The organism is Mycobacteriales bacterium, assembly GCA_035533475.1.
In the GTDB taxonomy this organism is placed as follows: domain Bacteria; phylum Actinomycetota; class Actinomycetes; order DATLTS01; family DATLTS01; genus DATLTS01.
The window spans coordinates 20,083-40,326 of the sequence record DATLTS010000025.1; the positions used below are offsets into that span (position 1 = coordinate 20,083).

At 70.4% G+C, this 20,244-nt stretch carries 14 protein-coding genes and 2 pseudogenes; 4 read left to right on the forward strand and 12 right to left on the reverse strand.

The features are described 5' to 3' along the window. Positions 1–33: 33 nt before the first annotated feature. The 4 genes and pseudogenes from whiA to uvrC all read right to left on the reverse strand — a co-directional run bounded on the left by whiA (position 34) and on the right by uvrC (position 4,860). Positions 34–1,014, reverse strand: a complete 981-nt coding sequence (whiA, locus tag VNG13_05025) for a DNA-binding protein WhiA (protein ID HVA59884.1) — start codon at positions 1,012–1,014, stop codon at positions 34–36. After that, positions 1,005–1,979, reverse strand: a complete 975-nt coding sequence (yvcK, locus tag VNG13_05030) for a uridine diphosphate-N-acetylglucosamine-binding protein YvcK (GenBank protein HVA59885.1) — start codon at positions 1,977–1,979, stop codon at positions 1,005–1,007. The genes whiA and yvcK overlap by 10 nt, the downstream gene beginning before the upstream one ends. Then, complete coding sequence (gene rapZ, locus VNG13_05035) at positions 1,976–2,848, reverse strand: RNase adapter RapZ (protein HVA59886.1); 873 nt, start codon at positions 2,846–2,848, stop codon at positions 1,976–1,978. Before rapZ ends, yvcK begins: the two co-directional genes overlap by 4 nt. A 122-nt stretch (positions 2,849–2,970) precedes the next feature. After that, positions 2,971–4,860, reverse strand: a pseudogene (gene uvrC, locus VNG13_05040) (excinuclease ABC subunit UvrC). A gap of 96 nt (positions 4,861–4,956) precedes the next feature. Between uvrC and VNG13_05045 the strand changes: the two are divergent. Beyond that, positions 4,957–5,382, forward strand: a complete 426-nt coding sequence (locus VNG13_05045) for an SsgA family sporulation/cell division regulator (protein ID HVA59887.1) — start codon at positions 4,957–4,959, stop codon at positions 5,380–5,382. Here the strand turns inward: VNG13_05045 and uvrA are convergent. Then, complete coding sequence (gene uvrA / locus VNG13_05050; protein HVA59888.1) at positions 5,357–8,230, reverse strand: excinuclease ABC subunit UvrA; 2,874 nt, start codon at positions 8,228–8,230, stop codon at positions 5,357–5,359. The genes VNG13_05045 and uvrA overlap by 26 nt on opposite strands. A 90-nt stretch (positions 8,231–8,320) precedes the next feature. On the opposite strand from uvrA, the gene VNG13_05055 reads away from it, so the two are divergent. Beyond that, the gene (locus VNG13_05055) at positions 8,321–8,980 is read left to right on the forward strand and encodes an MBL fold metallo-hydrolase (GenBank protein HVA59889.1); all 660 of its coding nucleotides are present in this window, start codon (positions 8,321–8,323) and stop codon (positions 8,978–8,980) included. Between the two features lie 118 nt (positions 8,981–9,098). Here the strand turns inward: VNG13_05055 and VNG13_05060 are convergent, their stop codons facing one another. The 4 genes and pseudogenes from VNG13_05060 to rpsA all read right to left on the reverse strand — a co-directional run bounded on the left by VNG13_05060 (position 9,099) and on the right by rpsA (position 14,064). After that, complete coding sequence (locus VNG13_05060; GenBank protein ID HVA59890.1) at positions 9,099–9,461, reverse strand: VOC family protein; 363 nt, start codon at positions 9,459–9,461, stop codon at positions 9,099–9,101. A gap of 261 nt (positions 9,462–9,722) precedes the next feature. Next, the gene (uvrB, locus tag VNG13_05065; protein HVA59891.1) at positions 9,723–11,831 is read right to left on the reverse strand and encodes an excinuclease ABC subunit UvrB; all 2,109 of its coding nucleotides are present in this window, start codon (positions 11,829–11,831) and stop codon (positions 9,723–9,725) included. 60 nt (positions 11,832–11,891) lie between these two features. Further along, positions 11,892–12,497 (reverse strand): dephospho-CoA kinase, encoded by a 606-nt coding sequence (gene coaE, locus VNG13_05070; GenBank protein ID HVA59892.1) that lies wholly within the window; start codon positions 12,495–12,497, stop codon positions 11,892–11,894. A gap of 85 nt (positions 12,498–12,582) precedes the next feature. Continuing rightward, a pseudogene (gene rpsA / locus VNG13_05075) lies at positions 12,583–14,064 on the reverse strand (30S ribosomal protein S1). Between the two features lie 261 nt (positions 14,065–14,325). Here rpsA and VNG13_05080 point away from each other — a divergent pair. Beyond that, positions 14,326–15,117 (forward strand): class I SAM-dependent methyltransferase, encoded by a 792-nt coding sequence (locus VNG13_05080; protein HVA59893.1) that lies wholly within the window; start codon positions 14,326–14,328, stop codon positions 15,115–15,117. A gap of 17 nt (positions 15,118–15,134) precedes the next feature. Here VNG13_05080 and polA read toward each other — a convergent pair whose 3' ends face one another. Beyond that, positions 15,135–17,825, reverse strand: a complete 2,691-nt coding sequence (gene polA, locus VNG13_05085; GenBank protein HVA59894.1) for a DNA polymerase I — start codon at positions 17,823–17,825, stop codon at positions 15,135–15,137. 39 nt (positions 17,826–17,864) lie between these two features. Beyond that, positions 17,865–18,455: a GNAT family N-acetyltransferase gene (locus tag VNG13_05090; protein ID HVA59895.1), complete on the reverse strand. Its 591-nt coding sequence runs from the start codon at positions 18,453–18,455 to the stop codon at positions 17,865–17,867. A 165-nt stretch (positions 18,456–18,620) separates the two neighbouring features. Here VNG13_05090 and VNG13_05095 point away from each other — a divergent pair, with 165 nt between their 5' ends. Beyond that, positions 18,621–19,367, forward strand: coding sequence for a DUF554 domain-containing protein (locus VNG13_05095; GenBank protein ID HVA59896.1), 747 nt, complete (start codon positions 18,621–18,623; stop codon positions 19,365–19,367). 169 nt (positions 19,368–19,536) lie between these two features. Here VNG13_05095 and VNG13_05100 read toward each other — a convergent pair whose 3' ends face one another. After that, complete coding sequence (locus VNG13_05100) at positions 19,537–20,244, reverse strand: ABC transporter ATP-binding protein (protein ID HVA59897.1); 708 nt, start codon at positions 20,242–20,244, stop codon at positions 19,537–19,539.

A 20,244-nucleotide genomic window follows, 5' to 3' on the forward strand; every position in this document is an offset into this window, starting at 1 on the left:
TCGATCGGTCCCCGGCGCGGACCTTACCGCCGGTCAGGGCGCGAGCATCTCCGGGGTCAGGTTCGCCTCGGTACCCGGGATGCCGAGATCCTCGGCACGGCGGTCGGCGAGCGCAAGCAACCGGCGGATCCGGCCGGCGATGGCGTCCTTGGTCAGCTGGGGGTCGGCCAGCGACCCCAGTTCCTCCAGGCTCGCCTGGGCGTGATCGAGTCGGAGCCGGCCCGATGCAAGCAGGTGCTCTGGAGCATCCGGACCGAGGATCTCCAGCGCCCGCTGGACCCGCGCGCCCGCGGCCACCGCCGCCCGGGCGGAGCGGCGGAGGTTGGCGTCGTCGAAATTGGCGAGCCGGTTCGCCGTCGCGCGGACCTCGCGGCGCATCCGGCGTTCCTCCCACGCGAGCACGCTGCCGTGGGCTCCGAGCTTGGTGAGCAGCACCCCGATCGCATCGCCGTCGCGCACGACGACGCGATCGACGCCGCGGACCTCCCTCGCCTTCGCCGACACGCCCAGGCGGCGGGCCGCCCCGACGAGCGCCAGGGCGGACTCCGGCCCGGGACACGTGATCTCGAGGGATGAAGATCGGCCGGGCTCGGTGAGCGAACCGTGGGCCAGGAAGGCCCCGCGCCAGGCGGCTGCCGCATCACACACCCCACCGGAAACCACCTGGGGCGGCAGACCACGAACCGGTCGGCCGCGCTGGTCGATCAGACCGGTCTGGCGGGCCAGGCTGTCGCCGTCCCTGGCCACCCGGACGAGGTAGCGGGTGCCCCGACGCAGCCCCCCAGCCGCCATGACGGCGATGTCGGTCGGGTGTCCGAAGACCTCGCCGATGTCCCGACGCAACCTGCGGGCCACTGCGCCGGTATCGAGCTCGGCTTCGACGACGAGGCGCCCGCTGACCAGATGCAGGCCTCCGGCGAACCGCAGCAGGGCAGACATCTCCGCCTTGCGGCAGCACGGCTTGGTGACCGAGAGTCGCGAGAGCTCGTCCTTGACCGCCGCCGTCATTGCCATGGTCGCTCTCCTCGGTACCGCGTAAATATCTCGTCGAAAGCGGCCGCCAGCCGAGTGGGATCGTGCCGTGGACTGCCGTCGCCACCAGCAAGCGGCCGGACAACCAGTTCGGCACCGAAGCCGGCTGCGCACTCGGCCAGCGCCGGCGTTCCCGCCGGATCGATGCTCGTCGGGTCGGCAAGCACGACATCGAAGCGGAGCTGGGGGGCGTGCGCCGCCAACACCTCCAGATGGGTCTCCGCCGAGAAGCCCTCAGTCTCCCCCGGCTGTGGGACCAGGTTGAGTGCAAGCAACCGGCGGCCGGCGGTTGACTCGATCGCCTTCGCCAGGCCCGGCACGAGCAGATGGGGAATGACGCTCGTGAACCACGAGCCGGGACCGAGGATCAACCAGTCCGCGTCGAGCACGGCCTCCACAGCCGCCGGGCACGCGACCGCGTCGTCCGGCTCGAGCCGGACGTCGACTACCCGGCCGGTCGTCGTGGCGACCGCTACCTGACCGCGGACCTCGGTATGCGTCAGCCGGTTATTGGGGTCGAGGCCGGTGACGTCCGCGACGATGTCGAGCGGCTCGGTGGCCAACGGCAGGACCCGGCCGCGGATCCCCAGGAGCCGACCGAGCAGGTCGAGCGCTGGTACCGGACCCCCGACCACGTCAGCCAGCCCGGTGAGCAGCAAGTTTCCGATCGGGTGACCGGCCAGCGGGCCGATGCCGGTGAATCGGTGCTGGACCAGGTCGGTCCAGGTGCGCCCCCACGCATCGTCCGCGGCCAACGCGGCCAACGCCATCCGCAGGTCCCCGGGCGGCAGCGCACCGAGCTCAGCCCGCAGCCGTCCACTCGAGCCGCCATCGTCGGCGACGGTGACCACGGCGGTGAGCCGGTCGGTGAGCGACCGCAGGGCGGCGAGCGACGCGGCCAGGCCGTGCCCGCCGCCGCAGGCAACCACCCGCGGGCCGGCACTCATTCGCGTCCCAGGTCGCGATGGACCACCTGGACATCGACATCCTGGCCAGCCAGGTCGCCGGCGAGCACCTCCGCCATGGCTACGCTGCGATGTTTTCCGCCGGTGCAGCCCACGGCGAGGGTGAGGTAGCGCTTCCCCTCACGACGGTATCCGTCCGTGACCACCCGCAACAGCTCGCCGTAGCCCGCGGCGAACTCGCGGGCGCCCGGCTGGGCGAAGACGTACTCGGCAACGCGCGGGTCGAGCCCGTTGAATGGCTGGAGAGCCTCGACCCAGTTCGGGTTCGGGAGGAACCGGCAGTCGACGACGAGGTCGGCGTCGGCCGGCAGGCCGTACTTGTAGCCGAACGACACGACGGTAGCCCGCAACCGCTCCTCGGCGTCGCCGCTGAACGCCGCGTCGACCTTTGCCCGAAGCTCGTGCACGTTGAGCACGCTGGTGTCGATGACGAGGTCCGACTCGCCGCGCAAATCTCGGAGCAACGCCCGCTCCGCTTCGATCCCGTCGACCAGCCGCCCATCTTCTTGCAAGGGATGTGGCCGCCGGACGTTCTCGAAACGCCGGACCAGCGCTTCGTCGGTGGCCTCGAGAAAGACCACGCGAGGGGCCAGGCCGCGGCGGTCCAGGTCTTCGAGAGCCGTCCGCAGATCCGAGGAGAAGGCCCGGCTGCGCACGTCGACCACCGCCGCGATGCGCGACACCGCACCCTGAGAGCGGCTTCCGAGGTCGGCGAGCGTCGCGAGCAGCGAGGGCGGCAGGTTGTCGACGACGTACCAGCCGAGGTCTTCGAGACACTTCGCCGCAGTGCTCCGCCCGGCACCCGACAACCCGGTGATGATGGCGATCTCGAGCCCGCCCACGCCGGTCACACCGGCACCTCCCCGTCGATGTCTCGCACCGAGACAGCCGCCGCCAGCGGCAGCGGGTCCGGTGGCGGGTCGAGGATCTCACCCGTCGCAGCATCGACCGCGCCCGCCACCGGTTCCGCGGCCAGGGAGGCATGGACCGCGGCCGCGGTCCGCGGGCCCACGCCGGGCACGGCGGCGATCTCCTCGACGGTCGCCGCACGAAGCCGCTTCACCGACCCGAACCGCCGGAGTAGTGCGGCACGCCGGGTCTCACCCAACCCCGGCACGGTGTCCAGCGCGCTGACCGTCATCGACCGCGATCGCTTCTGCCGGTGGTAGGTGATAGCGAAACGGTGCGCCTCGTCCCGGACCCGTTGCAGCAGATACAAACCCTCGCTGGTCCGCGGAAGGATCACCGGATCGGGGTCCGCGGGCAGCCAGACTTCCTCGAGCCGCTTGGCCAACCCGACCAGGGCGACGTCGTCGATCCGCAGATCGCGCAGCGCCCGAGCACCGGCCGACACCTGCGGCGCGCCGCCGTCGACAACGACGAGGTTCGGCGGATAGGCGAATTTCCGCGGCCGCCCGGTTGCCGGGTCGATCGGTCGGATTTCGGCCCCGGCCGCTGCCGTGCGGGCCTGCTCCTCGAGGTAGCGGCGGAAGCGCCTAGCCACGACTTCGTAGATAGCGGCGACGTCCCCCTCGCCAGCGAACCCGCGGATCGCGAATCGGCGGTACTCCGACTTGCGGGGCAGGCCGTCCTCGAACACCACCATGCTGGCAACCACGTCGCTCGCCTGAAGGTTGGAAACGTCGAAGCACTCGATCCGCAGCGGCGCGGCGGGTAGTCCGAGCGCGTCCTGCACTTCCTGGAGCGCGCGGCTTCGGGCCGTGAGGTCGCTAGCGCGGCGCAATTTGTGCCGGGCAAAGGAATCCCGGGCGTTGCGCTCTACGGTCTCCAGCAGCGCGCGCTTGTCCCCGCGCCGGGGCACGCGCAAGGAAACCCGGGCGCCCCGGGCTCCTTCGAGGAGTCCGGTGACCGCTGCGAAATCCGGCGGCAACACCGGAACCAGGATCTCCCGCGGCACCTCGTTGCCCTCGTCGAGGTAGGCCTGGCCGAGGAATTGTTCGACGAGACCGCCCAGATCGATGTCCTCCACCTTGTCGACGACCCAGCCGCGCTGCCCGCGGACCCGGCCACCGCGGACATAGAAGACCTGGACCGCAGCCTCGAGCGGATCCTCCGCGAAAGCGACGACATCGGCGTCCGTGCCGTCGCCCAGGACGACGGCTTGTTTTTCCATCGCCCGGCGCAGGGCGCCGATGTCATCACGCAGCCGCGCGGCCCGCTCATACTCCTGGGCCGCAGCGGCAGCGGCCATCTCCCGTTCCAACCGACGCAGGTAGGTGGTCGTGGAGCCACTCATGAAGTCGCAGAAATCCTCGACGATGCGCCGGTGTTCGGGGGCCCCGACCCGCCCGACGCAGGGCGCCGAGCACTTGTCGATGTAGCCGAGCAGGCAGGGTCGGCCCACCTGGTGGGCTCGGCGGAACACGCCGGCGGAACAGGTACGGGCCGGGAACACGCGCAGAAGCAGGTCCAGGGTTTCCCGGATGGCCCAGGCATGCGCGTACGGACCGAAGTACCGGACACCCTTGCGTCGCGGGCCACGCATGACCTGCAGTCGTGGGAATTCCTCGTCGAGGGTGACCGCGAGCGAGGGATAGCTCTTGTCGTCCCGGTACCGCACGTTGAATCGCGGGTCGTACTCCTTGATCCAGTTGTACTCGAGCTGGAGAGCCTCGACCTCGGTCGCGACGACGGTCCAATCCACCCCGGCCGCCGCGCGGACCATCGCCTGGGTCCGCACGTGCAGATGATGGATGTCCTGGAAGTACGACCCGAGCCGAGCGCGCAGGCTCTTCGCCTTGCCGACGTAAAGGACCCGACCGTGCTCGTCGCGAAAACGGTAGACACCCGGCCCGTCGGGGACCGAGCCGGCCGGCGGTCGGTAACTCGCCGGATCTGCCACGAGCTCAACCCTAGTCGCCGACCCCTCCCGGTTTGGCGGGTTGCAGGGGCGATATGCGACCCTTTGCGACGCGGTGGATATCTCGACGGAGAACCCATGACACGACACGACGACGTAGGTGTCGAGATCGTCGTCGAGGACGGCGATCAGCACGGTCACAGTCGACCGATCGTGCTCCGGCTCGGTTGGCGTCGCGACGAGCCGATGGCGGTCCAGTTCACCCTCCGCGGCATCCCCGACCACCCCGTGTTGTACTGGGGGGACTGGGCGATCCTGCGGGACTTTCTCCGCTACGGCCTAGAGGAACCGACCGGCGACGGCGATGTGCGGATCACCCCGGAGTCCCCCGCGGGAACGATCCGCCTCGACCTCGGCTCGGCCGGCGGACGACCCTGCGCGGTGCGGCTGCCGATGGCGACGGTTCGCGGTTTCCTCGCAGCCACCGAAGCGATCGTGCCATCCGGCGAAGAGGCCAGCGAGGCGCTGCTCGAGGCGCTCATCGAGCGGCTGCTACAGCGCTGAGCTGCGGGGGGCGACCCACGACCCGACGCAGGAACTCCCCGGTGTGGCTGCCCGGTATCCGGGCGATGTCTTCCGGTGTCCCCTCGGCGATCACCAGACCGCCCCCGGAACCGCCTTCCGGACCGAGGTCGACAACCCAATCCGCGGTCTTGATCACGTCGAGGTTGTGCTCGATGACTATGACGGTGTTCCCGGAATCGACCAGCCGGCCGAGCACACCGAGGAGCTTGCGGATGTCCTCGAAGTGCAGACCGGTGGTTGGCTCGTCGAGGACGTAGACCGTGCGCCCGGTCGACCGGCGCTGCAGTTCCGAGGCCAGCTTCACCCGCTGCGCCTCGCCGCCGGAGAGCGTCGGTGCCGGCTGACCGAGTCGCACGTAGCCGAGCCCGACGTCATCCAGGGTCGTCAGGTGCCTGGCTATCGCCGGGATCGCCGCGAAGAATGCGCCTGCCTCCTCGATCGGCATGTCCAGCACGTCGGAGATCGTCCGGCCCTTGAAGTGCACCTCGAGCGTCTCCCGGTTGTACCGCGCGCCGTGGCAGACCTCGCAGGGGACGTACACGTCCGGGAGGAAGTTCATCTCGATCTTGATCGTGCCGTCGCCGGCGCACGCCTCGCAGCGGCCCCCCTTGACATTGAAGGAGAACCGTCCAGGCAGGTACCCGCGGACCTTCGCCTCGGTGGTCTCGGCGAACAACCGGCGCACGTGATCGAAAACGCCGGTGTAGGTCGCCGGATTGGACCGGGGGGTCCGCCCGATCGCCGACTGGTCGACGTGCACGACCTTGTCGATGAACTCGACACCGTCGACCCCGCGGTGCCGCCCGGGGACGACCCGGGCGCCGTGCAGCCGATTCGCCAGGGAGGCATAGAGGATGTCGTTGACCAAGGTCGACTTCCCCGAGCCCGAGACCCCGCTGACCGCCACGAAACAGCCGAGCGGGAAAGAAACCGTGACGTCGCGCAGGTTGTGCTCGCGGGCGCCCCGAACGGTGAGCTGCCGCCCCCGGTCGATCCGGCGTCGGATGTCCGGCACGGGGATCGATCGACGGCCGGTGAGGTAGGCCCCGGTCAACGAACGCTCACTGGCCAGTAGCTGATCGAGGGGTCCGGACACGACGATCTCGCCGCCGTGCTCGCCGGCACCCGGCCCGATGTCGACGATCCAATCGGCGGTGCGGATCGTGTCCTCGTCGTGCTCGACGACGATCAGGGTGTTACCCAGGTCGCGGAGCCGGACCAGCGTCTCGATCAGCCGGTGGTTGTCCCTCTGATGCAGACCGATGGACGGCTCGTCGAGCACGTAGAGCACGCCAACCAGACCGGAGCCGATCTGGGTGGCGAGGCGGATCCGCTGCGCCTCACCACCGGCGAGGGTAGCCGCCGGGCGGTTCAGGGAGAGGTAGTCGAGCCCGACGTCGAGCAGGAACCGCAGGCGCTCGTTCACCTCCTTCAAAACCCGTTCGGCGATCGTCCGGTCCCGCGGGCTGAGGCGCAGGCCGCCGAGGAAGGCCGCGCATTCCGAGATCGGCTTCGCGGCGATGTCCGCGATCGTGGCCCCGCCGACGGTGACCGCGAGGGAGGCCGGCTTGAGCCGGGAGCCGTGGCAGTCCGGGCACGGGACTTGCCGCATGAAGCCCTCGAATCGTTCTCGCCCACTCTCGCTCTCCGCCTCGCTGTGGCGGCGCTCGAGATAGGGGAGGACGCCCTCGAAACTCGTGTAATACGACCGCTCGCGCCCGTACCGGTTCCGGTAGCGGACGTGGACCTGCCCGGGATGGCCGTTCAAAACAGCGCGTCGAACCCGGATCGGGAGCTTCTCCCAGGGGGTGTCCATGGCGAAGTTCAGCGTCGTCGCCAGCGCCTCGAGGAGTCGGCCGAAGTAGTCGCTCGTGTGGCCGCCGGCCCAAGGAGCGATCGCGCCCTGGGCCAGCGACCGGGCCGGGTCGGGGATCACCAGCTCCGGATCCACCTCCATCCGGGTACCGAGCCCGGTGCAACTCGGGCAGGCGCCGTACGGCGAGTTGAACGAGAACGAGCGCGGCTCCAGCTCCTCGAAGGACAAGTCGTCGTCGAGGCACGCCAGGTGCTCGGAGTAGGTCCGCTCCCGAGTCGGGTCGTCGGCCGACCGGTCGACGAAGTCGAAGATCACCAAGCCGCCGCCGAGCCCGAGGGCGGTCTCAACCGAGTCGGTCAGCCGGCGCCGGGCACCGGACTTGGCGGTCAGCCGATCGACGACCACCTCGATCGTGTGCTTCTCGTACTTGACGAGCTTCGGCGGTTCGCTGAGCGGGGCCACCGTCCCGTCCACCCGGACCCGGCTGTAGCCCTTGCTCGCTAGATCCCGGAACAGCTCCCCGTACTCCCCCTTGCGGCCGCGGACCACAGGCGCGAGGACCTGGAAGCGGGTGCCCTCCGGGATCTCGAGAACCCGGTCGACGATCTGCTGCGGCGTCTGCCGGGCGATCGGCTTGCCGCACACCGGACAGTGCGGCTGGCCGATCCGGGCGAACAGGAGCCGGAGGTAGTCGTACACCTCGGTGATCGTGCCGACCGTCGAGCGCGGATTGCGCGACGTCGACTTCTGGTCGATCGACACGGCTGGCGACAGGCCCTCGATGAAGTCCACGTCCGGCTTGTCCATCTGGCCCAGGAACTGCCGGGCATAGGCGGAGAGGGATTCGACGTATCGTCGCTGACCTTCGGCGAAGATCGTGTCGAACGCGAGGCTCGACTTGCCGGACCCGGACAGGCCGGTGAACACGATCAGCGCGTCGCGCGGCAAATCGAGGTTGACGTCGCGCAGGTTGTGTTCGCGGGCGCCGCGAATGAGGAGACGATCGGCCACGGGGCGGGCGCTCCCAAGCTCGCAGTTTTCGGGTTTCCAGGCAGACTAACCGGCGTGAGTGACACTGTCCTTCCAGATCATGGAGGTCGGATGAGCAGCGAGTACACCGGCGCGGTCCGGGTCGGCGGTCCCGCCGACGTCCGCGAACTACCCGACCTCACGATCACCAAGATCGCGGTCGGGCCGATGGACAACAACGCCTACCTGCTCCGCTGCCGATCGACCGGCGATCTCGTGCTCGTCGACGCGGCGAACGAGCCGGACCGGCTGCTCTCCGAGATCGGCAGCGGCGGGCTGACCCGGGTGGTCACCACCCATCAACACTTCGACCACTGGCAGGCCCTGGCCGCCGTCTCGGCGGCCACCGGCGCTCGACTCGTCGCGCACCCGCTCGACGCCGACGCGCTGCCGAGCGCGGTCGACGAGCTGGTGACCGATGGTGACCGGATCGCGGTGGGCCGCTGCGAGCTGGAGGTCATCCATCTCACCGGCCACACCCCCGGCTCGATCGCGCTGCTCTACAACGGACCCGACCGGCCGCACCTGATCACCGGAGACTCGCTGTTCCCGGGGGGCCCGGGGAACACTTTCGGAGACGCCGACGCCTTCGCCAGCTTGATGACCGACCTCGAGGACAAGGTGTTCGCCCGGCTCCCGGACGAAACCTGGGTCTACCCGGGGCACGGGGCGGACACGACGATCGGCGCCGAACGACCTTCGGTCCCGGCATGGCGGGCCCGCGGCTGGTAGCCCGAATCGGCCCCGTCGGGACCACCCGGGACCGCGAGTGTGCAATTTCCGACGGGACCCCAGCGTGGATCGGCCGGATTTGCGTCGGAAATTGCACACTCGCCGCTGGGCCGGCCGGTCAGCCCGCCTCGATCAGCTCGATCCGGTTCCCGAACGGATCGTCGACGTAGACCCGCGCGCGCCCGTCCAGCCGCTCGCCGGCGCTCACCGGGTGACCCCCGGCGGCCAGGACCGCCGTCAGGCCGGCCAGATCGGTGACGACGAGCGCCGGGTGCGCCTTGCGAGCCGGCCGGAAGTCCTCCTCCACCCCCAGGTGGATGTTCACGTCGCTGCCCCCGAACCAGGCGCCGCCACGGCCGGCGAGCACGGCCGGCTTCGGTTGGCGGGGCAGGCCCAGGAGGTCCTGGTAGAAGGCGACGGCCAGGTCCTCCGCCCCGACCGGCATCGCCAGCTGCACGTGATCGATCCGCTGCACGCCCACCCGCCCATCATGCCGTCCGGGCGCCGGCGGGAGGGAAGCTGGGCATCGGGAGCGAGAGGGGTAGCTGTTGGTTCTCAACCCACCGTGCTGGGTCGTTCGCGGCGCGTCTCCGTCGCCATTCCACTGCTCGCCGCCGCCGAGCTCGGCGGTTTCGCCGGAGCGCCGGCGCCCGGGTCGCCCTCGGCGGCGGCATCGGTCTCGCGCTGTTCGCGATCGCCTGGAGGTTGGGCCGCCTGCGCCGACGGCTCGGCTAGGGCGCGATCAGACGACTCCGGCCGCCTGCATGCCGCGCATCTCCCGCTTCAGCTCGTTGACCTCGTCGCGGAGGCGCGCGGCCAGCTCGAACTGCAACTCGGTCGCCGCCTGGTGCATCTGGTCGGAGAGCTGCTGGATCAGCGCGGCCAGCTCGGCCCGGGGCAGTCCGGCCAGCTCGGCCGCGTGCCGGCCGGGTGCCGAGGACCGCGAACCCATTCCGGAGGCGGGGGTGCGCCCGCGGCTCTGCTGACGGCCGCCCCCGCCGATCAGCTCCTCCCGGGCGACGTCGCGGACGACGTCGTCGAGGATGTCGGCGATCCGCTTCCGCAACGGCTGCGGATCGAGTCCCCGCGCGGTGTTGTAGCTCACCTGTTTCGCGCGCCGACGGGTGGTCTCCTCGATCGCCTTCCGCATCGACGGGGTGATCCCGTCGGCGTACATGTGCACCTGTCCGGACACGTGGCGGGCGGCCCGGCCGATGGTCTGGATCAGTGAGGTGCCGGAGCGGAGGAAGCCCTCCTTGTCCGCGTCGAGAATCGCCACCAGCGAGACCTCCGGCAGGTCGAGGCCCTCGCGGAGCAGGTTGATCCCGACGAGAACGTCGTACTCGCCGAGCCGCAGCTCGCGCAGCAGTTCGACCCGGCGGAGGGTGTCCACCTCGCTGTGCAGGTAGCGCACCCGGATCCCGAGATCGAGCAGATAGTCGGTGAGGTCCTCGGCCATCTTCTTGGTCAGCGTCGTCACGAGCACCCGCTCGTCGCGGTCCGCGCGCAGGCGGATCTCGTGGACGAGGTCGTCGACCTGGCCCTTCGTCGGCTTGACCACGATCTCCGGGTCGATCAGCCCCGTCGGACGGATGATCTGCTCGACCACGCCGTCCCCGCGGCCGAGCTCGTACGGGCCGGGCGTAGCGGACAGGTACACGGTCTGCGCGATCCGGTCGAGGAACTCCTCGAACTTCAACGGCCGGTTGTCCATCGCGCTCGGCAGCCGGAACCCGTGCTCCACCAGTGTCCGCTTGCGCGACATGTCGCCTTCGTACATTCCGCCGATCTGCGGCACCGTCACGTGCGACTCGTCTATCACGAGCAGGAAGTCGTCCGGGAAGTAGTCGAGCAGGGTGTGTGGCGGCGTGCCGGGACCGCGGCCGTCGATGTGCCGCGAATAGTTCTCGATGCCGGAGCAGAAGCCGACCTGGCGCATCATCTCGATGTCGTAGGTCGTGCGCATCCGCAGCCGTTGCGCCTCCAGCAGCTTGCCCTGCCGGTCCAGCTCCGCCAGCCGCTCCGCGAGCTCCAGCTCGATCCCGGTGATCGCCCGCTCCATGCGCTCCGGACCCGCGACATAGTGGGTCGCCGGGAAGACGAGGACCTGCTCGTCCTCGCGGATGACCTCCCCGGTCAGCGGGTGGAGGGTCGAGATCCGCTCGATCTCGTCGCCGAACAGTTCCACGCGGACGGCAAGTTCCTGGTAGACCGGATAGATCTCGACGGTATCCCCGCGGGCCCGGAACGTGCCCCGGGTGAACGCCAGGTCGTTGCGGGTGTACTGAATGTCGACCAGCCCGCGGAGGAGCGCCTCCCGGTCGACCTGGCCGCCGAGCTCGAGCCGCAGGCAGCGGTCGATGTACTCCTGCGGGGTGCCGAGCCCGTAGATGCACGAGACCGAGGCGACCACGACGACATCGCGCCTGGTCAGCAGGGACATCGTCGCCGAGTGCCGGAGCCGCTCGACCTCCTCGTTGATCGAGGAGTCCTTCTCGATGTAGGTGTCGGTCTGCGGAACGTAGGCCTCGGGCTGGTAGTAGTCGTAGTACGAGACGAAGTACTCGACGGCGTTGTCCGGCAGCAACTCGCGGAACTCGTTGGCCAGCTGGGCGGCCAGGGTCTTGTTCGGCGCGATGACCAGGGTCGGCCGCTGGACTTTCTCGACCAGCCAGGCCGCGGTGGCCGACTTCCCGGTGCCCGTGGCCCCGAGCAGCACGATGTCGGGCTCCCCGGCCCGCACCCGGCGCTCGAGCTCCTCGATCGCCTGCGGCTGGTCGCCCGACGGCTCGAAGTCCGACACCACCCGGAACGGCGCATCGCGCCGCTGGTACCCACCGGTGCTGCCCATACCGACGAAACTACGCGGCGACGTGGACAATTTCCGGCCGGGCCCGCCGGGCCGGACGGCTCACCGGGCCGAGGCCGCCCGCTCGCTCAGCCGCGACCAGAGCAGCTCGACCTGCGCAGGGAGGTGAGCGAGGGGGCCGTCGTTGTCGACGATGAAGTCGGCGACCGCCAGCTTGGCGTCGAGCGGGGCTTGGGCGGTGATCCGCGACCGGGCCGCTGACTCGGTCATCCCACGGATCTCGGTGAGCCTCCGGACCTGGGTTTCGACGCCGGCCGCGACGACGACCACGAAGTCGTAGTTCCGGGCGAGACCGGCCTCGACGAGCAGGGGGACGTCGTGGACGACGATCGCGTCGGCGGGCGCCGCGCCGGTGAGCGCCGCGACCCGCGCCCCCACCAGCGGATGCACGATGGCCTCGAGCCGCGCACGCAGTTCCGGGTCGGCGAAGACGATCTCGCCGAGGCGTTCCCGGTCAAGCGACCCGTCGGGCCCCGCCAGGTCCGGCCCGAAGGCGTCGAGGACGGCGGTCAGGCCTGGCGTGCCCGGCGCCACCACCTCGCGGGCCAGCGCGTCGGCGTCGATCACTAGCGCCCCATGGTCGGCCAGCCGGCGGGCCACTTCGCTCTTCCCCGAACCGATGCCTCCGGTGAGGCCGACGGTGAGCACGGCCTCGGGGTCAGGCCTCGGGGGTGCTCTCGTCGGGAGCGACGTCGGCGGGAGCGACGTCGGCGGGAGCCGGGCCGGGCTCGCCACCAGCGAGCTTCTCGCGCAGCGCGGCCAGCGCCTCGTCCGACGCGAGCGAGCCGGCGGAGTCCCCGTCGGTCGAGGAGTACGACGAGGAGCCGGCTTCGGTCTCCTCGGCGACGTCGGCCTGGGCGGCCCGCTCGACCTGCTGACGGTGCGCCTCGAAGCGGGCTTGCGCCTCGGCGTACTGGCGCTCCCACTCGGCCTGCTGCGTTTCGTACCCCGGCAGCCACTCGCCGGTGTCCGGGTCGAAGCCCTCCGGGTAGACGTAGTTGCCGGACTCGTCGTAGGTGGCCGCCATCCCGTAGATGCTCGGGTCGAACTGGCCGGCGACGGCCTCGCCGATCGTGCCCTCGTTCGCCTGCTTCAGCGAGAGCGAGATCCGCCGGCGCTCGAGGTCGATGTCGATGACCTTGACGAAGATCTCGTCACCGACGTTCACGACCTGCTCGGGAATCTCGACGTGCCGCTCGGCGAGCTCGCTGATGTGAACCAGGCCCTCGATCCCCTCCTCGACGCGGACGAAGACCCCGAACGGCACCAGCTTCGTGACCCGCCCAGGCACGACCTGGCCGATCTGGTGGGTCCGGGCGAACTGCTGCCAGGGGTCCTCCTGGGTCGCCTTCAGCGACAACGAAACCCGTTCACGGTCCATGTCGACGTCGAGGACTTCCACGGTCACGTCCTGACCGACCTCGACGACCTCGCTCGGGTGGTCGATGTGCTTCCAGGAAAGCTCGGAAACGTGCACGAGCCCGTCCACCCCGCCCAGGTCGACGAACGCGCCGAAGTTGACGATCGAGGAAACGACACCCTGCCGGACCTGGCCCTTCTGGAGGGTGGTGAGGAAGGTCTGGCGGACCTCGGACTGGGTCTGCTCGAGCCACGCCCGGCGGGACAGCACCACGTTGTTCCGGTTCTTGTCCAGCTCGATGATCTTCGCTTCGAGCTCGCGGCCGACGTAGGGCTGAAGGTCGCGCACCCGGCGCATCTCGACGAGGCTGGCCGGGAGGAAGCCCCGGAGCCCGATATCGAGGATCAGGCCGCCCTTGACGACCTCGATGACCGAGCCGGTCACGATGCCGTCCTCGCCCTTGATCTTCTCGATCGTGCCCCAGGCGCGCTCGTACTGCGCCCGCTTCTTCGACAGGATCAGCCGGCCTTCTTTGTCCTCCTTCTGCAGGACCAAGGCCTCGATCTGGTCACCGACCTTCACGACCTCGTTCGGGTCGACGTCGTGTTTGATCGACAGTTCCCGGGAGGGAATGACGCCCTCGGTCTTGTAGCTGATGTCGAGCAGGACCTCGTCCCGGTCGACCTTGACGACCACCCCTTCGACTATGTCGCCGTCGTTGAAGTATTTGATCGTCGAGTCGATCGCCGCGAGGAAATCCTCCGAGGAACCGATGTCGTTGATCGCGACCTGCGCGGGAACGCGACTGCCGGGCGGCTCAGGGGTCTCGGGTCGGACGTCGATGGCGCTCGTCATCAGGGGTAGGTCTCCGGCTGGTGGCTCGTGGTACGAAGCGCGGAGGGCCCTTTTCGTCGGCTGCCGATGGACTGGAGTGGTCGAACGACATAAACGAGCGCGAGCCTGCTCCGTCCGAGGTCGCGCAGGCCCACAGCGCAGCGGTCAGAATACGGGGCGGTGGTGACCATGGTCAATGTCGGCGGTTCCGGAGCGGACGGCGGAGCGGCCCCCGAGCCCGGGTCCGGGACGTCGCAACCGGCTCCGCAAGCGGTGGCGCGGGTGGCCCGGCGACCCTCGGGGCAGCTGGAGACCACCCGGGCGAACCGGCGCTGGTGGGACGCCAGCGCGGATGACTACCAGGCGGAACACGGCGGGTTCCTCGGGCCGGTCCGCTTCATCTGGGGTCCGGAGGGTCTCGACGAGGCCCACGCCCGGCTGCTCGGCCCGGTGCGCGCCAAACGCGTCCTCGAAGTGGGCTGTGGTGCCGCCCAGTGCGGGCGCTGGCTGGTGACCGAGGGGGCGCGGGTGGTGGGGGCGGACGTTTCGGCGAGGCAGCTGGACTGGGCCCGACGGCTGGGGAGCGGCAGCGGCGTGGCGGTCGAACTGGTGCAGGCGGAGGCGACCGCCCTGCCGTTCCGTGACGGGGCGTTCGATCTTGCCTGCTCCGCTTACGGTGCGGTGCCTTTCGTCGCCGACGCCGCGCGGTTGTTCGCCGAAGTGGCCCGGGTGCTGCGCCCCGGCGGGCGCTGGGTGTTCTCGGTGACTCACCCGATCCGCTGGTCGTTCCCGGACGACCCCGGATCGGCCGGACTCATCGCCCGGGACTCCTACTTCGACCGCCGGCCCTACGTCGAGGAGGACTCGGCCGGCCACGCGGTCTACGTCGAGCACCACCGCACCCTCGGGGACCGGGTTCGGGAGCTCGTCGGCGCAGGCTTCGCCGTCCTCGACGTCGTCGAACCGGAGTGGCCGGACGGCCATCAACGCACGTGGGGCCAGTGGAGCCCGCTGCGGGGGCGGCTCCTGCCCGGCACCGCGATCTTCGTCACCGAGCGCCGGCGGAGCGGCTGAGCGGATTCCCGCCCCGCTCAGTGTCCGGCGTCGTCCCAGGTGCGACCGACCCCGATCGAGACGTCGAGCGGTACGTCGAGCGGGAAGGCACCGCCCATCTCGGCCCGTACGACGGCTTCAACGGACGCCCTCTCCCCCGGCGCGATCTCGAGCACTAGTTCGTCGTGTACCTGGAGAAGCAACCTGGAGCGGAGCCCGCCCGCGGCCAATGCCCGGGCGACCCGGAGCATCGCGACCTTGATGATGTCCGCAGCCGAGCCCTGGATTGGCGCGTTGAGGGCCATTCGTTCGGCCATCTGGCGACGCTGGCCGTTATCGCTCGTCAGGTCGGGGAGGTAGCGGCGGCGGCCCAGGATCGTCTCGGTGTAGCCGTCCTGGCGGGCCTGGTCGACGACGCCGGTGAGGTAGTCGCGCACCCCGCCGAAGCGCTCGAAATAGGCGTCCATCTGAGCGCGGGCCTCGTCGGCGCCGATCCCGAGCTGCTGGGCGAGCCCGAACGCGGACAGTCCGTACGCGAGCCCGTAGGACATCGCCTTGATCCGCCGGCGCACCTCCGGTCCGACGTCACCGACCGGGATCCCGAAGGCCCGCGCGGCGACGACGGTGTGCAGGTCCTCGCCGGACTGAAAGGCCTCGAGCAAACCCGGGTCACCGGACAGATGGGCCATGATGCGCATCTCGATCTGGCTGTAGTCGGCGGTCATCAGCGACTCGAAGCCCACTCCGACGACGAACGCCCGGCGGATCTCCCGGCCCTCGGCCGTCCGGATCGGGATGTTCTGCAGGTTCGGGTCGGTGGACGAGAGCCGGCCGGTGGCCGCGATCATCTGCTGGAACGTCGTGTGGATCCGACCGCGGCCGTCGACCATCGGGATCAGCGAGTCGACCACGGTTTTCAGCCGCGCGACGTCCCGATGGCGGAGCAGGTGCCCGAGCAGGGGGTGTTCGCTCTGCGTGGCCAGCCAGACGAGGGCGTCCGCGTCGGTCGTGTAGCCGGTCTTGATCCGCTTGGTCTTCGGCAGCTTGAGCTCGTCGAAGAGGATCTGCTGGAGCTGCTTCGGGGACCCGAGGTTGAACTCCCGCCCGACGCAGGCGTACGCCTCCTGGGCTACCCGCTTTACCTCGCCGCCGAACCGGGCCTCCAGCTCCGCCAGGTAGTCGACATCGGCGGCGATCCCGGTGCGTTCCATGTCGGCGAGTAGCGCGACGAGCGGAAGTTCCACGTCGTGGAGCAAGCTGGTGCCGCCGCGCCGCTCGAGATCCGCGTCCAGGGCGGACGCGAGGTCGAGGATCGCCCGGGCGCGGACGATCTCGACCCGCGCGGGGTCGGCCGCGTCGCCAACCTCGAGGGTCAGCTGGCCGTCGGCGCTCGCCTCGGCGCGGAGCTCCCGGCGCAGGTATCGGACCGAGAGGTCCCCGAGGTCGAAGGATCGCTGACCGGGCAGCGCCAGGTAGGCGGCGAGGGCGGTGTCGCTGGTGACCCCGGACAGCGTCCAGCCGCGCTCCGCGAACGCCAGCAGGAGGCCCTTGCCGTCGTGCACCGCCTTGGGCACCGCCGGGTCGTCGAGCCAGCTGGCGAGAGCCCGCTCGTCGTCTTCCGGAAGCTCCACCGGGTCCACGTAGGCACCGGCGCCGTCCTGGCTGGCCAGCGCCAGACCGGTCACCACCCCGGTCCCCCGACCGGCCGGCCCGGCGACCGCGAGTCCGACCCGGTCCCCCCCGGCGGCGTGCTCGGCCAGCCAACCGGACAGCTCGCCGGGTTCGAGCCGGCCACCGGTGACCTCGAACCCGGCCTCGGTCTCCGGCTCGACGGTTTGCAGCGTCGCGTACAGGCGCTCCCGGAGGACCCGGAACTGGAGGGTGTCGAAGAGTCTATGCACCTCGTCGCGGTCCCACTGCCCGAGGTGCAGGTCGTGCGGACCGACGTCGAGGGGAACGTCGCGAACCAGCTCGGTGAGCTGACGGTTCTGCACGACCGAGGCCAGGTGCTCCCGGACCGCGGCGCCGACCTTCCCGGGGATCTCCTCGACGCGCGCGACCAGTTGGTCGAGGTCGCCGAACTGCTGGACGAGCTTGATGGCGGTCTTCTCCCCCACGCCGGGAATTCCCGGCAGATTGTCGGAGGGGTCACCGCGCAGGGCGGCGAAGTCCGGGTACTGGCTCGGCGTGAGCCCGTACTTCTCGGCCACCGCCGCCGGCGTGAACCGCGTCATGTCGCTGATCCCCTTGCGGGTCATGAGCACGGTGACCCGGTCGTTCACCAGCTGGTAGGTGTCCCGGTCCCCGGTGACGACGAGCACGTCCATGCCCACCCGCTCGGCCTGGGTGGCCAGGGTGGCTATGACGTCGTCCGCCTCGTAGCCCGGCGCGGTGACGGTCGGGACGGCCAGCGCGGCCAACACCTCGCGGATGAGGCTCACCTGGCCACGGAAGTCGGTCGGCGTCTCCGAACGACCGGCCTTGTAATCGGCATAGGCGGCATGGCGGAAGGTCGGCTGGGACTCGTCGAAGGCCACCGCCATGTGCGTCGGCTGCTCGTCGCGCAGCACGTTGATCAGCATCGCGGTGAAGCCGTAGACGGCGTTCGTGGGCTGGCCGGTTGTGGTCGCGAAGTTCTCCACCGGCAGGGCGAAGAACGCCCGGTAGGCGAGCGAGTGACCGTCGAGCAGGAGCAGCCGGCCGGCGCTCGGTGGGTCAGTGGGGGGCACGGCCCGATCCTAGGTTCCGGCCCCGAAGGGCCGCCCGGCTCAAGCCTTGCGGTCGCCGACCGGCGCCTCGCGATGGAAGGCCACGAGCCGAGGATGTCGGCGCAACGTCCGCCGGCGGACGGCATCCACCGCTGCCGAGCGACGTTCGCCCTGCCCGAGCCGACGGCGCAGCACCGCGGTCGGGGCCACCCGGCGGACCACGAACGGCATGAAGCCGAGCCGCGCGTAGAAACGGTTCGCGTCACGCAGCGACGGATAGACATGCGCCACGACCTGGTCGATCCCCCGCTCCTCCGCCCACAGCGCGGTCGCCGCTACGAGGGCCCGCCCGACCCCGTGCCGGCGCTGGCCGGGGGCGACGACGAGGTGGCTGAGTTGCGCCATCGGACCGGCCGAGAGCGGGCCGAGCGAGGAAAGGCTCAGCACGGCCATCCCCGCCGGCTCGTCGCCGATCGTGGCGATCAGGGCGTCGCAATCGTCTGTCTCGAAGATCCCGTCCAGGCGCTCGTCGAGCTCCGCCGCGGCCATCGGGTTGATCGCCTTCTCGGCGCGCCCGCCCACGCCGCGCCATTCCTCGAGCAGCGAGCGCAGGGCCGGGAGATCCGCCGGCGCCGCGACGCGGGTCAACACCGGAAAGCGTGGCACCGGGCTCCCCTCCGAGCTAGCTGGGTGCGGGCCCTGGACATCGCGGCGGCCGTGGCCACCGTCGGACGCCTAGGCTTCCCGAAGGCTGCGGCGGACTGTACGCCCCCCCCGGGGCCGGCGCGCAGCACAGGAGCGGAACCGGAGGTCAGGGTGGTCCGCGGCACCGGGACGGCGCTCAACGTGGCTGCCGTCCTCGCCGGCAGCGGCCTCGGTCTGAGCCTCGGCTCGCGACTGCCGGAGCGGACCAGGACGGTGGTCACCGACGGCCTTGGGCTCGTCACCGCACTGATCGCGGCGCTCGATGCGGCGTCCGTTCTCGATCCGAGCCTCCGCCGGGCGGTTGGGGCGGAGGGCACCGTGCTCATCGTGCTCGCGGCGGTTCTGCTCGGCGGGATCGCCGGCTCGCTGCTCCGGCTACAGCAGCGCCTCGAACACGTGGGCGGGGCGCTGCTGCGACGGCTGGCCCCCACTGGCGCCTCCGCGGACCGGGCCCGTTTCGTCGAGGGCTTCGTCGTGGCCTCCCTGGTGTTCTGCGTCGGCCCGCTCACCGTCCTCGGTGCCCTCCAGGACGGCCTGGGCCGCGGCATCGACCAGCTGGCGCTCAAGAGCGCGCTGGACGGCTTCGCGTCGGTCGCGTTCGCCGCCTCGCTCGGCTGGGGCGTCCCGCTGTCGGTCGTGACGATCGTCGCGGTCCAAGGTTCGCTCACGGCGATCGGCTACCTGGCCGGGAGTCTGCTTCCGGCCGCGGAGATCGCCGCGATGACCGCGACGGGCGGCCTGCTGCTCGCCGCCGTAGCCCTCCGACTCCTCGCGATCAAGCAGATCGCGGTCGTCGATCTGCTGCCCGCGCTGATCGTCGCGCCGGTGCTGACCGCTGCGGTCGCGGCGATTCGCTGACCAACACGCCGCAAGCCGTTGACCGACCCGGCCGGGCTCACTAGGTTCGGCCCACAGGATCCCGGTCACCCAGTAGACAACGTCCGCGCGCGGGGAAGTCGCGGACGGACCCAACGGTGACCGGGCTTCTGTGCGTTCGGGTCTGTGCGTTCGGGTCTGTGCGTCCGGGTCAGCCCACGCCCTCCCCGAGGTAGGCCGCGCGGACCCTCGGGTCGCCCAGCAGGTTCGCCGCCGCATCCGACATGACGATCGACCCGGTCTCGAGAACGTAGCCGCGATCGGCCAGTCGCAACGCCTGGGCGGCGTTCTGCTCGACGAGCAACACCGTCGTGCCCTGCTCTCGGATCTCTTTGATGATCTCGAAGATCTTCGCCACGATGAGCGGCGCGAGGCCCATCGACGGCTCGTCCAGCAGCAGCAGCCGGGGATGGCTCATCAGGGCTCGGCCAATGGCGAGCATCTGCTGCTCGCCACCGGAGAGAGTCCCGCCGTTCTGCCCGCGTCGCTCCGCGAGAACCGGAAACAGCTCGTAGACCCGCTCGAGGTCGGCCTTGATGTCCCCGCGGCGACGGTAGGCGCCCATCTGAAGGTTCTCGAGCACCGTCATTACCGGGAAGATCCGGCGACCCTCGGGGACGTGCCCGACGCCCAGCGCGACGATCTCGTGAGCCGCGACCGTGTCGATCGGGCCGCCTTCGAACGTCAGGCTCCCGGCGAACGGCCGGAGCAGGCCCGAGATGGTGCGCAGCGTCGTCGTCTTCCCGGCACCGTTCGCGCCGAGCAGCGCGACGATCTCCCCCTCGGCGACCTCGAGGCTCACGCCCTTGAGCGCCTCCACGACGCCGTAGCGGACCCGGACGTCCGCCAGGGCGAGCAT